The sequence below is a fragment of the Antiquaquibacter soli genome (assembly GCF_030580675.1).
In the GTDB taxonomy this organism is placed as follows: domain Bacteria; phylum Actinomycetota; class Actinomycetes; order Actinomycetales; family Microbacteriaceae; genus Rhodoglobus; species Rhodoglobus soli.
Window position 1 is genome coordinate 240,957 of record NZ_JAUQUB010000003.1, and the last position, 14,517, is coordinate 255,473.

Consider the following 14,517-nt stretch of genomic DNA (forward strand, 5'->3'; position numbering starts at 1 on the left):
GATGCGACGCCGTCGTCTCCCCGGCTGGCTCACGGGACTCATCGGCCTGGTCGTGCTCATTGCCGCGTGGTGGGTGTTCTCGCTCACGGTGTTCACGCCGGCGCCGGGCACCGATTTCACGCCGGTGCCCACCCCGCTCGCCGTGCTGCAGACCCTCATCGCCGACGGCCTCGCGCCGTACTGGCAGGTCTTCCAGGTGACGATCACCGAAGCGCTCATCGGCTTCGCGTGGGGCAACGGCATCGCCCTGCTTCTCGCCTCGACGGTGCTGCTGCTGCCGAAGCTCGAGACCGTCGTCACCCAGATCGCGGTCGTCACCTACTGCCTGCCGATCGTGGCCATCGGCGGCATTGCGATCGTCATCCTCGGCGGCGCGAAGCGCGCGGGCGACCCGTCAGCGACGGCGATCTTCCTCGCCGCGCTCGCCGTGTTCTTCACCACCGTCGTCGGGGCCCTGCTCGGCTTCCGCTCCGCGGACCCGGCGAGCCTCGACGTGGTGCGGGTGTTCGGCGGCAACCGGTACACGCAACTCGTGAAGGTGCGCCTCATCGCCGCGCTCCCCGCCATCCTCAACGCACTGCAGATCGCGGTGCCGACGGCGTTCCTCGGTGCGGTACTCGGTGAGTACATGGGGGCCACGGACCGGAGCGTGGGCATCCTGCTCATCCGACTGCAGGGCAACCTCGACTCGGAGCGCGTGTGGGCGGTGTTCCTGCTGTGCGCGGCCGTCGCGCTCGTCGGCTACGCGGTCGTCGGGATGCTCGCGCGCCTCGTCACCCCGTGGATCGCGGGTCGGAGCCGCGCATGACCGCCGTCGCCACCATCGAGTCGGGTCTCGCCCGCGACCGCCGGCGCGCACTCGCCCGGGCGGGGCTCCGGGCGCTCGGCAACGGAACGCTCACGCTCGTCGTGGTCTTCGCCCTGTGGCAGGCGGTCGTGAGCTTCACCGGCATCTCGCCGTTCGTCGCGAAGGGCCCCATCGACGTGTGGGCGTTCCTCGTCACCGACCCGGAGGCGGCCGAGCACTGGGCGGAGCTGCTGCCGCTCATCGCGCAGACGCTGCAGGATGCCGCGGTCGGCTTCGTCGCCGGAATGATCGCCGCCCTCGTGCTCGCCCTCCTCTTCACGCTCTCGAAGGCGGTGGAGGCCGGAGTGATGCCGCTCGCACTGCTGCTGCGTAGCGTGCCGCTCGTCGCGATCGCGCCCGTCATCATCCTCATCACCGGTCGCGGCACGACGGCGTCGGTCGCGGTGATCGGGTCGATCGTGGTGCTGTTCCCGGCGCTCGCCTCGATCATGTTCGGACTCAGCCGGGCGAGCGCGGAGAGCCTCGACCTCATCCGCGTCTTCGGCGGCTCGAACCTCACCGCGCTGCTCAAGGTCGGGCTGCCGGGGGCGCTGCCGTCGCTGTTCGCGGCCGCGCGCGTGTCGGTGCCGGGCGCGGTGACCGGGGCGCTCCTCGCCGAGTGGCTCTCTACGGGAACGGGGGTCGGCGGCATGATCCAGAAGTTCAGCGCGTCGGCGAGGTTCGATGAGCTCTGGGCATCCGTCGCCGTCATCACGCTCGTGACGTTGCTGCTCTACAACCTCGTCGCCCTCGTGGAGTCGATCGTGCTCGCCCGGGTGGGGATGGGTGGCACGCTCGCCCGATAGGGGCAACCGTCACCTACCCCGTTTCTCAGGAATATGCGCTCGCCGAGTGCATAGTGCAGTCGGCGGCCGGATATTCCTGAGAAACAGGGTTCGCGGGTCAGTAGGTGCTGAGCGCGTGCACCTCGCGGCCGAGAGCCGCGCGGCCGCCGAGCGCCGGGATCTCGAGCACCACTGAGATTCCTGCCACCGTCCAGCCGGCGCGCTCGATGAGGGATGCCGCCGCCCCGAGCGTGCCGCCGGTGGCGAGCACATCGTCGACGAGCAGCACGCGCGACCCCGCCGGCACCTGGTCGGTGTGGACCTCGAGGGTCGCCTCGCCGTACTCGAGGGCGTAGGACTCGGCGATGCGCTCGCCGGGGAGCTTGCCCGCCTTGCGGATGAGCACCACCCCGAGCCCGTTCGCCGCGGCCGCCGCGGCGGCGAAGGCGAAACCGCGCGCCTCGACGCCCGCGATGTAGTCCACCTGTCCGGCGAAGGGCTCGACGAGCGCGGTCGACACCGCGGCGAGAGCATCCGCGTCGGCGAGCACCGGGGTGAGGTCGACGAACTGGATGCCCGGGCTCGGGAAGTCCGCGATGACACGGGACAGGGTGCCGATCGCGTCGGCAGCGGAGGCGCTCATGCGCCCAGGCTAGACACCTCGTGTGGCGGGGGTGTTACGCGCGCGCCGCATCCCACCAGTCGAGCACCCGCAGGGCCAGGAACGTGACCCACTTCGAGGGCTCGCCCCGGTCGACGTCGACCTCGAACCACACACGACCGGGGTGCCGACGCGCCTGCAGCCACGTGCCTTCGGGCTGGCGCTGCGACCGCAGCTCCTCGATGGCGTCCTCGAGGCGCGGGTCGGGCGGGGTGCCGTCGTGGAGCGACGCCGCGCGGAAGTAGTCGGTGACCGAGAGCACGTTGTAGAAAGAACGGAACGGGTAGGCGATCTTGTCGACCCACGGCGCGACGACCTCCCCGGTGGTCTCCCGGTACATCGCCTTGCGGCGCAGCAGGTACTCCTCACCCCGGTGCCGCGCGGCGGTGAGCTCGGCCGTACCGAGACCGAGCTTCTCGTACTCGAGGATGCCGACGAGCGAGTTGAGCGTCGACTGGAACGACGCGCGCGTCGACCCCTCCACCCACTCGCAGTTCCAGCCGCCCTCGGCCATCTGGTGGTCGACGAACCACTGGGCGATCGGAGTCACGTCCTCGCCGAGCCACGCACCCGAGGCGAGCGTGAAGCCGTTGATGCACGCGTCGACCTCGCCGTCCCAGTAGGGCAGGTCGTCGTACTCCCAGCGCGAATTCGCGCGGATGCGGCTGCCGGTGTCACCGAGGGCTGCAGCATCCACCCCCCACTCGCGCAGGGACTTGAGGCTCCACGTCGTCGCCGTCCACGGCTGGCCGTGCTGGGCCTCCTTCCCCTGGAAGTCGAAGTCGGACGGGAAGAACGCGCCGCCCGCCCACTGGCCGTCGGGGTCCTGCTTCGAGAGCAGCCCGGCGCCGAAGCCCTCGGTCGCCACTCGAGCCCGGGTCGCCTGCCACTCCTCCTCGGGGGCTCCGATGAGGTCGCGCTCCACCTGCCAGCGCAGGGCGGGGTCGCTGTCGAGGAGCCAGTCACGCGTCGTCGGGGAGAGGTCCATGCGGGAACCCTACTCGCGGGCGGCGACAGCGCGCCGACCCCGGCGGCGACAGGGCGGCGACAGCGCGCCGAGACAGCGGTGCGGCGCGGCCCGGCGCACCACTATCCTGAAACCGCACTTCGCCGACTTGTTCGCAGCATCGACGAGAGGACCCCCGGTGGCCGAGCCCAAGAAGACCCAGAAGAAGACCGTTCGCGTGCAGTCCACGCCGGAGGCTCAGGAGGAGGCGGCCGAGACCTGGAAGCCGACCCCCGAGGCGAAGAGCAAGGCGACGACGCGCCGCATCATCGCCCTCATCCTGTGGGCGGTGGCCATCGGCGGCGAGGCGTTCGCGATCTTCTGGCTGCTGCGCCAGGTGCCGTTCACGACGACCCACACCGTCATCCTCGTCGCGATCCTCGTCGTCATCGCGGGGCTCTCGATCGGCGGCTCGATGCTGTGGAAGCAGGCCAACCGACTCGACCCGGCGCGCAAGTCCGACACGGTGCGCTTCTTCGTGCAGAACCAGCTCGGCGCCATCATCGCGGTGATCGCGTTCCTGCCGCTCATCATCCTGATCTTCCTCAACAAGGACATGAACGGCACGCAGAAGGCGGTCGCGGGCGGCGCGGGCATCCTGCTCCTGCTCGTCGCCGGCTTCCTCGGCACGAGCATCAACCCGCCGTCGGTGGAGCAGTACGACGAGGAGACCAACTACGTCATCGAGCTCACCGGCGAGAACCTCGTGTACTGGACTAAGTCCGGCAAGGTGTACCACCTGTGCGAGGGCGCCTCGGCCGTGAACCTCGAGTCCGAGGACAACACCATCTACTCGGGCACCGTCGCCGACGCGCACGCCGCCGGCAAGGAGCGCCTCACGCTGCAGGTCGATCAGGAGATCGACCAGTGCGGCCTCGCCCCCGTCGAGGGCGACAGCGAGGAGGACACCGAGGTCGAGCAGGAGGTCGAGGAGACCCCCGCGCCGTAGCGCCCGCTAGCCTGGGGCGATGAGCATCCGGGTGGGCGCGTACGGCGTCATGGTTCGCGACGGGTCGGTGCTGCTCTCGCAGCTCGACTTCGCCGAGACGGGCTCGAGCTCGTGGACCCTCCCTGGCGGGGGACTCGAGTTCGGCGAGCATCCCGAGCAGGCGGCCGTGCGCGAGATCCGCGAGGAGACCGGCTACGACGCCGAGCTCGGCGGCATCCTCGGCATCGACTCGCTCGTGGTCGGCGACCGGCACGGCCTCGCCATCATCTACGAGGCGACGGTCGTCGGCGGTGAGCTGTCGCCCGAGACCGACGGCTCGACGGCGGATGCCCGCTGGATCCCGCTCGACGAGGTCGACGCCCTTCCCACCGTCGAACTCGTCGACACGGCGATGGCGCTCTGGCGGTCGCGCTAGCTGGTACCGCGGCGTCAGGCGACCGGATGCCTCGGCCGCTCGAACCACCCGGCGAGCACCAGCGCGCCGAACGCCCCGAACACGAGCCACGTCGCGACGGCCGCCGCGAAGCCCGTGACGAAGAGCCCGAGCACGAGCGCCGCCGCCCACCCCACGACGATGAGGGCGAGCACGCCGAGCAGCCCGAACGTGTGGCGCACCCAGTGGCGGCGGAACGCGCGGAACCCGTCGAGCGGCGTCCCGCCCGCCACGACCGCCGGCACGACGATGAGTCCGAGGAGGAGGGCGAGGGGCGGGAGCACGGGGGAGAGGATCGACAGCGCCGTCGCGAGGATGACGGTGCCGAGCATCCACGCCAGTCCTTGCCAGCGCCACCGGGCCCGCCACACGAGGGTCACGACCGCCCAGCCCGCCACCGACAGGGCTGCCACCGAGAGCAGCACCGACGCCGCGAAGCCCCACGACACGATCGGCACCGGGTCACCGAGCACGGTGAGCGCCTGCACGACGGCGTGCACGATCACGATCGCGGCGACGAGCAGCGCCCGCACGAGCCCGCTCACGATGCCGGCCTCATCGCCTCGTCGAGGACGTCTTGGATGACGCCCTCGAAGAGCACCGTGCCGCCGACCGTGATGGTGAGCCGGGTCTGGTCGTCCGCGGGCGACTCGACCGTGATGGCGTCGCCGTCGAAGGTCTCGCCCGAGCACGTCACCGCTTTGTCGTCGGCTTCCGCACACACCGGCGCGGTGAGGATGTCGACCTCCTCGCGCACGAGGATGTCGTTGGCCGCGTAGCGGACGTCCGACAGCCGGTTGCCGCCGACCGGCGCGATCGCGGCGAGCTGCGAGCAGCCGGCGAGGAGGAGCGCCGCGGCGGCGGCGACGGGGATGAGCGCGAGCCGGGTCATCCGTCGAGTCCGTCCTCGTAGGCGAGGATGCGCGCTCGAGCCGCCATCTGCTGCGACTCGAGGGCGGCGTCGCTGATCGTCGACAGGTCGAAGGGCGCCTTCACGAGCAGCTCCGTGTTGCGGTCGAGGGGAGAGCCGCGGCGCATGAGCGGGAAGGCCGCCCAGTCGTTGACGGCCAGCTCGCGGCTCTGCGCGGCGAGGTCGAGGTACGAGCCGGAGCCCCCGGGCGTCACGGGGGACGCGTGGTCGATGACGGTCGTGAAGATCGACAGGGTGCCGTCGCGGTTGTCGAGCAGCTCGACGGTCTGCTGCTGCTGCGGGAAGTCGATGCACGACGCGGTGGTGATCTCCCAGAAGCCGCCCTTCGGCCCCGGGTGCGCGAGGATCTGGTTGAGGTGGGTGTGCCCGTTGAGCCAACCGATCACGACCGGGAACTCGAGCAGCATCGCGATGAACTCCTCCGCGCCGTGCAGCACCTGGTGCTCGCCGGGGCGCTGGGCGCGGTTCTCGAGGGTGAGCGAGTTGTGGTGGCTGAAGATGAGCGCGAGCTTCTTCTCCGACTGCGCCTGCTCGAGCTCGGCGCGCAGCCAGCGGAACTGGTCGTCCGGCACCGCGCCGTCGGGGCCGGCGACCTGGTTGCAGGTGTCCAGCCCGAACGCGCGAACCTGCGGGGTGAGGTCGGCCTTCCACCACGTCTCGCCGGAGTCGAGGTTGTGCTGGGTGAAGCCGTGGCCGACCGGCCCGGGGGTCGGCTGGGTGCGGAAGTGCTCGGCCATGAAGTCGCGCTGCTCAAAGAGGAAGCGCTGCGGGTCGTCGGGTACCGCCTTGAAGCCGGGGCGTCCGAGGGCGAGGCCCAGAGCATCCGCGCCGCGCTGCAGCGCCGAACCGGTCGCCGCGTACCCGGCCAGGATGGTGCTCGCCGTCGCGTCGACGGAGTACGACTTCTGGCCTCCGATGGCGAGCGCGTGCAACTGCGACGAAAGGTCGAAGGTGCCGAGCAGGAGGGTGTCGTGGTTGCCGTAGACGGCGTACCAGGGGGCGGGCATCCCGACCGACTGGATCGGTTCGCCGATCGCCTGGTCGAGGAGGTCCGGCAGCTTCGGGAAGCCGTAGTCGCCGAACTGCCCGCCAGCGGGGTCGCGCGGCCGGTACGCCCACACCGCCTCCGCCCACGCCTGGACGCCGGTGAACTCGTCGCCGATTCCCGCGGTCGGGTCGACCTCGACGCCGTCGAGCAGGTCGATGTACCAGCGCAGCTCCTTGTGCGAGTGCATGTCGGCGCTGTCACCCGTGACGATCGCCGCCGTCATCGGCGCGCCGGTGAGCGGGCTGTACCGCGCGTCGGAGAACGCCTTCACCATCGCGGCGACGACGTGCGGCGACAACGGGTCGTGCGGGTGGAACGCGGACGCCCACGCCGAGTGGTCCTGCACGATCATCGGCTCGATGCGGCCCGGTGACTGGGCCTCGATGACGTGCATGTCCGACAGGTGCGCCAGATAGAGCAGGGAGCGGCGGGATGCCTCGCGCCCCTCGCCCGCGCGACGCCCGAGCACATCGAGCCGCGGCACGTACGGCTCGCCCGGCCCAGTCGTCAGCCGGCGGTACTGGCCCTGCACGACGGAGCCCTGCAGCACCGTCTGCAGGAGAGTCGTGGGGGCGCCGCTCGCGGGGGTCACCGCGGTGGCGAGTTGCGCGCCGAGCCGGTCGAGGCCGAGGCCGGTCGCCGCAGCGAGCGCGGTCGCTCCGGCGAGGAACTGGCGGCGCGACAGTCCGGGCATGGGCACCCTTTCGTGCGGACGGGGCTTCGGGTCGTCTCGCCCACCGAGACAGCTCCATCATGGCAGCAGCGGGACGCCGTGCGCGTCACCCGTTTTCGCGGGTCAGCGCGCCGATGCCGGCGGCATCCCGTGTGAGAATCGACGGACCATGGCCCCTCGCACGATCACCGTCCTCGGCGGAGGCGTCGGCAACGCCCGCTTCCTGCTCGGCCTGCGCGAGTACGCGCGCTCCCTGCCCGAGCCGCCGGAGATCACCGCGGTCGTCAACGTCGGCGACGACATCTGGCTCGCCGGGCTGCGCATCACTCCCGACCTCGACACGGTGATGTACGCGCTCGCCGGAGTCAACGATGTCGCCCGCGGCTGGGGTCGCGTCGGCGACACCGAGCGCGTGTCCGCCGAGCTCAAGGAGTGGGGCGTCGGCTGGCCGTGGTTCACCCTCGGCGACCTCGACCTCGGCGCGCACATCACCCGCACCTCTCTACTGCGCGACGGCTTGCCCCTCTCGGCGGTGGTCGCCCGGATGACCGCCCGCTGGCCCCTCGGCGTGCGGCTCGTGCCGTCCACCGACGACGAGGTCGAGACGTACGTCGTGACGGATGACGGCGAGCTGCACTTCCAGGAGTGGTGGACCCGCCACCGCGCAGCACTGCCCGCACGCGGGTTCGTGTCGCGCGGTGTCTCGTCGGCGGTGCCCGCGCCCGGGGTGCTCGAGGCGATCGAGTCCGCCGACCTCGTGCTGCTCGCCCCCTCGAACCCGGTGGTCTCGCTGGGGCCGGTGCTCGAAGTCCCGGGCGTTCGGGATGCGGTGCGGCAGGCATCCGCGCCCGTCGTCGGCCTGTCGCCGATCATCGGCGGCGCCGTCGTGCGCGGGATGGCCGACCAGTGCCTCACCGCGGTCGGCGTCGAGACCTCCGCGCTCGCCGTCGGGCAGTATCTCGGCGCCCGGTCGGCGGGTGGCGTGCTCGACGGCTGGCTGGTCGACGAGGTGGATGCCGCGGCCGTGCCCGAGCTCGAGGCATCCGGTATCACCGCTCGCGCCGTGCCGCTCTGGTTCCGCGACGCGGCCTCGAGCGCGGCGATCGCGCGGGCGGCGGTGGAGCTCGTCGGGTAGCTGGGTCTCTCGGGGAGGCGGGCCGGGTGTTGCCGGTCGCGCTGGTGGACGGCACCTATACCGACGAGGCGTGCGACTGACCCCCAAACAGGGGTGGAACGCGATATGTCCTCATAAATGCGGACTGTGTGAGTTTCTCTTAACTCCCTAGGGTCAGAGCTACTTGCCCTACCTGTGGAGTTCCTGTGCGCGCTGGTGTGATCCGTGGTGTTGTTGCTTCGCTTGCTGCTCTGGTCCTGACGTGGACGCTGGTGACGCCGGTTGCTGCCGAGGAGGTGGCCGAGCCGGTCACTCCGAGTGACCAGGTGCCCGTGGCCGACATCGTGCCGCCGCTGGAGTCCGAGCCGCTCGTCGTGGAGGCGGGCACCGTGCCGGAGGGTGAGTTCTTCCCGGAGCTCGAGGCGGCCGCCCGTGAGGACACGGTCGTCGGTCGCGGTGTCGCGGAGGCACTGCCGCGGGTGGAGGGTTACGACCCGGAGACGTCCGTGGAAATCGACCGGGACGAGTTCTCGACGACGTACGAGAACGCGGATGGCACGTTCGCGACCGAGTTCTCCCCCACGCCGGTGCACGCGGAGGTCGACGGCGAGTGGGTGGACATCGACACCGTGGTCGACCCGGTCGGCGATGGCTCGTACGCCGAGGAAGCCCACCCCCTGAAGCCGGAGTTCGCGGCGACCGCCGACGAGGAGGGCGCGTTCAGCGTCACTACCAACGGTTACAACGTGTCCTTCACGTTGGATGGTGCGGCGTCGTCCCCGTTCACCCGCACCCAGCTCCCGCGTCAGCCGCTGTCGAGCGAGATCACCTACCCTGAGGTCTTCGACGGCGTCGACCAGACCTTCGAGCTCACCGAGTCGGGCGTGAAGGAGACCCTCGTCCTCGACGAGGCCCCCGCCCCTGGAGAGTCGTCGTGGACGTGGCGGGTCGACACCGACGGACTCGACCTCGTCATCGACGACCACGGCGTCGTGAACTTCGTCGACAGCGACGGCACCGTGCAGCTGCACATCCCCGCACCGGTCGTGTGGGACTCCTCCGGCGTCGAGGGCGTCCGCGAGCCCGCCCTCGACAACCTGGATGTCACGGTCGCCCCCGACGGCGACGAGTGGACCATCACCCTCGCCGCCGACCCCGCGTGGCTGGCCGACGACGACCGGGTGTACCCGGTGTTCGTGGACCCGCAGGTCACGACGTATGAAGCGGCGATCTACGCCTACAACAGCAGTGGTGCCTACCGCACGGACGGGGTTCTCGTCGGCAACTCGCGCGCTGGGGGCGATACGATTTGGCGCAGCGTCGTGAGGTACGACTTCGGAAGCCTTATCGGCAAGCAGCTGTATGGCGGGCAAGTATCGATGGCCTATGCCGGTGACGGCACGACAGATATGCGCGGTGGCGGAGTGTACGACGCGCCGTGCCAGTCCGGCTGGGGCTGTGTCGGCACTCTGCTCACGTACTACGGGGTGAGCACCGGCCAGGACGACCGGCAGTCCGAGGCGATAAACAACAAGTTCGCTCAGGTCGGACGCCTCGGCTACGGCCAGTACGCGATGACGTTCACCGGCGACGAGTCCGCGGGCGCATACACATACAAGGATCTCAACACCGCGATCGTGGTCGTCTGGAAGGACTTCCCGTCGGTAACGCAGCTCACACCTGCAGCGTCCGGAGCTACGACTACAACGCCGCGCTTTGAGGCAAAGGGTACTGACCCCCAGGGATGGGGCCTCTATTACCGCTTCCGCATCCAGGAGCAGGAGGTCAGGAACGGCAACCCGAGCGGTCAGTGGGACACTCTCGTGCTGACCCCCTGGCAGTCATCCTCCACATACCAGTACAACCCTGGTCTTGATCCGAACAAGACGTACCGCTGGTCGGTTCAGGTCAAGGACCGCGCGGACATGCTCTATGGCACCACCACGGTCGGTTCATGGGCGCCCAACCGCACCTTCGTAACCTCCCTTCTCGCGGCATACCCCGCGGACGACGCGACGGCGACCCCGCTCGACGAGTCGGTCCTCTCGGATGACACGCCCACTCTGAAGGTCGTGCTTCCGTCGGCTCCGAACCGTGCCGACCAATACCAGTTCCAGGTGTCCACCGGCTCGGATGGTCGCACCGGCATGATCGTGCAGTCCGGATGGCTGAACTCCAGCAGCGCAGACGCGAACGGTGTCCTCACGTGGACGCTCCCTTCCGGTTCGCTGAGCAACGGCGGCACATACGTCTGGGGTGTCGGGTCGAAGACGGGCACGGACCTGCGGGATCCGAACTGGTTCCGCAAGTTCAAGCTCGACCTGCGGCTGGGAGCATCCGGTCCTTCGCCGTACGACACCGCGGGCCCGGTCACGGTCAACCTTGCGAACGGTAACGCGACCCTGTCGTTCACGTCGCCGACGGTCGCGGCGGTCGGCGGCAGCATGGGCATGTCGTTCACGTACAACTCGCAGGAGGACAACCGCGGTCTCACGGCGCAGTACTTCAATGCGTTGGACTCCGGTCAGACGTCCACGACGACGTTCTCGTTCACGAACCGTCAGCCGGTGCTGCAGCGCACGGACTCGGTGATCAACGGGCAGTGGGGCGAGGGTTCGCCCGGCCCTGGTGTTCCGAACGACTACTTCCTGGCGCGGTGGAGCGGCTTCATCACGCCGCCGACGACGGGCACGTACTACTTCGGTGCGACTCGCGACGACGGGGTCCAGGCGTGGGTCACCAGCACGTCGGGCAGCTCGTCGGGAACCTCGGTGAAGGTGATCGACCAGTGGGTCGCAGCGAACGTGGACACCCCGACCTACACGACGGCCGTCACTCTCGCGGCGGGAGTGTCGACCCCGATCACGTTCGAGTACTTCGAGCGGGCGGGCAACTCCGATGTGGCCCTCTACGTGAAGCTGCCCGATGGCTCGACGAAGCTGGTTCCGGCGGACTGGTTCACCCGCACTCAGCAGGTCCTCCCGCCGAAGTGGTCGGCCTCGACGCCGATCGCCGCGGCCGCGTCGATGTACTCGTCGGCGAAGATCGCCGAGGGCTCCGTCGCCCTGACCGATACCTCCGGCGGGGTGCACACGTACTCGAAGAAGTCCGATGGAGGATACGAGCCCCCGTTCGGCGAGTTCGGCATCCTGTCGCTGGACTCGGCAGGGCGGGTCGTGCTGACGACGGAGGACGGCACGGTCATCCAGTTCAACGCCGCCGGCAAGGTCGAGTCGGCGACATCGCCGGCTGACGTGATGAAGCCCGCCGCACCTTATGTCGTCTATGACACGGCGGGCCGCGCGACAAAGGTCGTCGACCCCGTCCCCGGCGGTGTCGGCACCACCAGCGAGCGGTCCGTGAAGTTCTACTACGACATCGCCGGCGTTGCTGAGTGCCCGGCTGTCTCCGGTTTCCAGGACGACAGCGGGATGCTGTGCCTCATCAAGTACCCGGATGCCTCGGAGACGCGCCTGCTCTACAACTCGAACAAGCAGCTGGTTCGCATCAAGGATCCGGGCAACGAGATCACGGACTTCGCCTACGACGCAACCGGTGCCATCAAGCTCATCCGCGACTCGAACTCGACGGACTGGCTCGCGCGCAACGGCACCACGCCCGGCATGCTCGGGAGCACGGATGACTCGTCGAAGACCTCGATCGTCTCCACGGCCGGCAAGGTGACTCAGGTGACCCTTCCCGCGCCGGACGGGTCGACCGCCAGCGCCCGTCCGCAGAAGAGCTACTCCTACACCTACGCCAATGGTGTCAACGGCGCGGGTTACACGTATGTCGACGTCGCCGGTCTCGACACCTCGGACTCGGCGATTGCGGGGCATGCCTCCAAGGCGGCGTTCGACGATGCGTGGCGCTCGACTGTTACGACGTCCGCCCTAGGCGTGACATCCACCAAGAACTGGAACCACAAGGACATGCTCATGTCCACCGTGGACAACTGGGGTCGGATGTCGACAACGATCTACGACCAGCTCGATCGAGCGACGGACACCTATGGGCCAGCGCCGTCCACGTGCTTCAACCCCACCACCCGCCTGCCGATCACGCCATGCGCGGTGACGCCGGCGCACTCGCAGACTGTGTACGACGACAGTCTCGACGGTCTTCACGCTGCGTGGTACGACAACAAGAACCTGTCGGGCAAACCGAAGCTGCTGACTCTGGGCCTGCCGGGCGTGACCGGCGGTGGGGTCGACAAGAACTGGGGCTCCGCAGCGCCAGCGACGGGAGTGACCGGTGGAAGCGCCATCCCCGCTGACAACTTCTCGGTCAGGCTCACCGGCCTCGTGACGTTCCCGACAACCGGTGACTACGTCTTTCAAACCGTCGCCGACGACGGAACACGCGTCTACGTCGACGACCAACTCGTGGTCGACAACTGGGCGCCACAATCGGCCGGAACGTCGGCAACCGCGGTCGTGTTCTCGGCGACAGCCGGGCAGGTGGAGCGCATCCGAGTCGAGTACTTCGAGCAGACGGGTGTCGCCTCCCTCCAGCTGAAGTGGATCCTCCCCGGAGCGAACAACTCCACTGTGGTCCCGGGATCCGCGCTGTCGCCGAACTACGGCCTCGCCAATCGCGTAACCACTGAAGACGCCGCACCCGCGGGCTCGGGACTGTCGGATGCCGCGGTTCCCGACGCCGTCACGACACTCCAGTACGACCACCCCTGGTTGGGAGCGGTAACGTCCTCGACGATCGACCCCACGGGCCTCGCGCTGACGACGACGCAGACCTTCGAGTCGCCCTCGACGTCGACGGGGTGGCTGCGCCGTACGTCGCGGATGCTGCCGGGAGCGGTCGCGGAGGGCTTGTCGTCGACCTCCGTTGGAGCAACGAAGTACTCCTACAACACTGACACGGGCACTCTCGGCAGCTCTTATGGGACAACTGATCCGATTTGTGGTGTTCCGGCGAGCCAACCGCAGTACGGCCTGTTGCGGAAGGTTCTCGAGCCGAGCTCGACCTCCAACGTGGATGACGGGCGCGCGACATGGTTCGTCTACGACAGTTGGGGCCGCGTTGCGGGCACCCGCGTCGGCAGCAGCTTGGCGGGGTGGACTTGCACCACCTACGACAACCGCGGTCGCGTAACGGCGGTGAGCTACCCGGCCTTCTCGGGCCAGCCGGCTCGCACGGTGACGACGAGCTACTCCTGGAACACCACCGGCCAGCTAGTGACGGTGACGGATAGCTCGGTGTCGGGTTCGATCAGCACGCAGACTGATGTTCTCGGTCGTAATGTGAGCTACACCGATGTGTACGGCACGGTGACCACGCCCACCTACGAAGCTCGCACGGGCCTGATGACCGCAATTACGACATCAGTGTCGGGAGTTCCGGCCCTGGCGCAGGCGTTTTCCTACGACTTGGACGGCAAGGTCCTGGATGTGAAGGTCACGTCTGCGGCGTTGGGTCTGTCAAATGCGTTGATCGCTGACCCGGTGTATGCGACGAACCAGCTGCTGGAGTCGATCTCCTACTTGAACGGGTCGACGCTGACAAACATCGCACCGTCGCCGACGGGCGCCGCGGTGTCGATGACGTGGAACTTCAAGGATCGCGTCGATGTGAATCACCCGGTTGCCCCGGTGGTGGGCGGTGATTTCGAGTCCGGTTACGCGTCGTGGGTTCCGTCGTCAGGTGAGCTGACATCCTCCACGGCGCATGGCGGTCTGCTGTCGGCGGTCCTCGAGCAGACCTCAGCCACCTCGGCGACCCTGTCGCAGACCGTGACGGGCCTGACAGTGGGTCGCGAGTACACGGTTTCGGGGTGGCTGGCGTCGACGGATGACGACACGGTGGTGACGGATGTCAGTGTCGGGGTGACGGGTGTGGGTGCATCCACCCCGGTCACCGCCACCGCGGCGGTGTCGGGTGTGGTGTCCTGGGTTCCGGTGACGTTCCAGTTCGTCGCGACGGGCACGTCGCATGAGGTGGTGGTCTCTGCGAGCTCGACCACGTCGGATGCGAGTGTGCTGGTTGATGATGTGGCGGTGGTTCAGGATGCCTGGACCGAGACCGATGGTGCCGTGTCGTCGGATGTTGTCCC

At 68.9% G+C, this 14,517-nt stretch carries 11 protein-coding genes; 6 read left to right on the forward strand and 5 right to left on the reverse strand.

Annotated elements, in window-relative coordinates:
* Position 1 precedes the first annotated feature (1 nt).
* Positions 2-808 carry an ABC transporter permease gene (locus Q5716_RS13255; RefSeq protein WP_305003623.1) on the forward strand — a complete coding sequence of 269 codons (807 nt, stop codon included), beginning with the start codon at positions 2-4 and terminating at the stop codon, positions 806-808.
* A complete protein-coding gene (locus Q5716_RS13260) occupies positions 805-1,653 on the forward strand; it encodes an ABC transporter permease (RefSeq protein ID WP_305003624.1) in 849 nt (282 codons plus the stop codon). Before Q5716_RS13255 ends, Q5716_RS13260 begins: the two co-directional genes overlap by 4 nt.
* A 97-nt stretch (positions 1,654-1,750) precedes the next feature.
* Here the strand turns inward: Q5716_RS13260 and Q5716_RS13265 are convergent, their stop codons facing one another.
* Together Q5716_RS13265 and Q5716_RS13270 are read right to left on the reverse strand one after the other, a co-directional pair.
* Complete coding sequence (locus Q5716_RS13265; protein ID WP_305003625.1) at positions 1,751-2,275, reverse strand: adenine phosphoribosyltransferase; 525 nt, start codon at positions 2,273-2,275, stop codon at positions 1,751-1,753.
* A gap of 34 nt (positions 2,276-2,309) precedes the next feature.
* On the reverse strand, positions 2,310-3,281 hold the full coding sequence (locus Q5716_RS13270; protein WP_305003626.1) for a squalene cyclase: 972 nt from the start codon (positions 3,279-3,281) through the stop codon (positions 2,310-2,312).
* 157 nt (positions 3,282-3,438) lie between these two features.
* On the opposite strand from Q5716_RS13270, the gene Q5716_RS13275 reads away from it, so the two are divergent.
* Together Q5716_RS13275 and Q5716_RS13280 are read left to right on the forward strand one after the other, a co-directional pair.
* On the forward strand, positions 3,439-4,248 hold the full coding sequence (locus Q5716_RS13275) for a hypothetical protein (RefSeq protein ID WP_305003627.1): 810 nt from the start codon (positions 3,439-3,441) through the stop codon (positions 4,246-4,248).
* Between the two features lie 19 nt (positions 4,249-4,267).
* Positions 4,268-4,663, forward strand: a complete 396-nt coding sequence (locus Q5716_RS13280) for an NUDIX hydrolase (RefSeq protein WP_305003628.1) — start codon at positions 4,268-4,270, stop codon at positions 4,661-4,663.
* Positions 4,664-4,677: 14 nt separating this feature from the next.
* Here the strand turns inward: Q5716_RS13280 and Q5716_RS13285 are convergent, their stop codons facing one another.
* Genes Q5716_RS13285 through Q5716_RS13295 form a run of 3 tightly spaced genes read right to left on the reverse strand, consistent with a single transcriptional unit; the run spans position 4,678 to position 7,354 of the window.
* Positions 4,678-5,226 (reverse strand): hypothetical protein, encoded by a 549-nt coding sequence (locus Q5716_RS13285; protein ID WP_305003629.1) that lies wholly within the window; start codon positions 5,224-5,226, stop codon positions 4,678-4,680.
* Positions 5,223-5,573, reverse strand: coding sequence for a hypothetical protein (locus Q5716_RS13290; RefSeq protein ID WP_305003630.1), 351 nt, complete (start codon positions 5,571-5,573; stop codon positions 5,223-5,225). Before Q5716_RS13290 ends, Q5716_RS13285 begins: the two co-directional genes overlap by 4 nt.
* Complete coding sequence (locus Q5716_RS13295) at positions 5,570-7,354, reverse strand: TIGR03767 family metallophosphoesterase (protein ID WP_305003631.1); 1,785 nt, start codon at positions 7,352-7,354, stop codon at positions 5,570-5,572. The genes Q5716_RS13290 and Q5716_RS13295 overlap by 4 nt, the downstream gene beginning before the upstream one ends.
* Before the next feature lie 148 nt (positions 7,355-7,502).
* Between Q5716_RS13295 and cofD the strand changes: the two genes are divergently transcribed.
* Both cofD and Q5716_RS13305 read left to right on the forward strand, forming a co-directional pair.
* Positions 7,503-8,468, forward strand: coding sequence for a 2-phospho-L-lactate transferase (cofD, locus tag Q5716_RS13300; RefSeq protein WP_305003632.1), 966 nt, complete (start codon positions 7,503-7,505; stop codon positions 8,466-8,468).
* Positions 8,469-8,719: 251 nt separating this feature from the next.
* The coding region (locus tag Q5716_RS13305; protein ID WP_305003633.1) for a PA14 domain-containing protein at positions 8,720-14,517 on the forward strand (5,798 nt) is incomplete at its 3' end.

What these genes read in the sequence shown, in the direction of transcription:
- cofD (WP_305003632.1), top strand. Translation starts at nt 7,503, where the DNA reads ATGGCCCCTCGCACGATCACCGTCCTCGGCGGAGGCGTCGGCAACGCC.
- Q5716_RS13290 (WP_305003630.1), bottom strand. Translation starts at nt 5,573, where the DNA reads ATGACCCGGCTCGCGCTCATCCCCGTCGCCGCCGCCGCGGCGCTCCTC.
- Q5716_RS13295 (WP_305003631.1), bottom strand. Translation starts at nt 7,354, where the DNA reads ATGCCCGGACTGTCGCGCCGCCAGTTCCTCGCCGGAGCGACCGCGCTC.
- Q5716_RS13265 (WP_305003625.1), bottom strand. Translation starts at nt 2,275, where the DNA reads ATGAGCGCCTCCGCTGCCGACGCGATCGGCACCCTGTCCCGTGTCATC.
- Q5716_RS13280 (WP_305003628.1), top strand. Translation starts at nt 4,268, where the DNA reads ATGAGCATCCGGGTGGGCGCGTACGGCGTCATGGTTCGCGACGGGTCG.
- Q5716_RS13270 (WP_305003626.1), bottom strand. Translation starts at nt 3,281, where the DNA reads ATGGACCTCTCCCCGACGACGCGTGACTGGCTCCTCGACAGCGACCCC.
- Q5716_RS13260 (WP_305003624.1), top strand. Translation starts at nt 805, where the DNA reads ATGACCGCCGTCGCCACCATCGAGTCGGGTCTCGCCCGCGACCGCCGG.
- Q5716_RS13255 (WP_305003623.1), top strand. Translation starts at nt 2, where the DNA reads ATGCGACGCCGTCGTCTCCCCGGCTGGCTCACGGGACTCATCGGCCTG.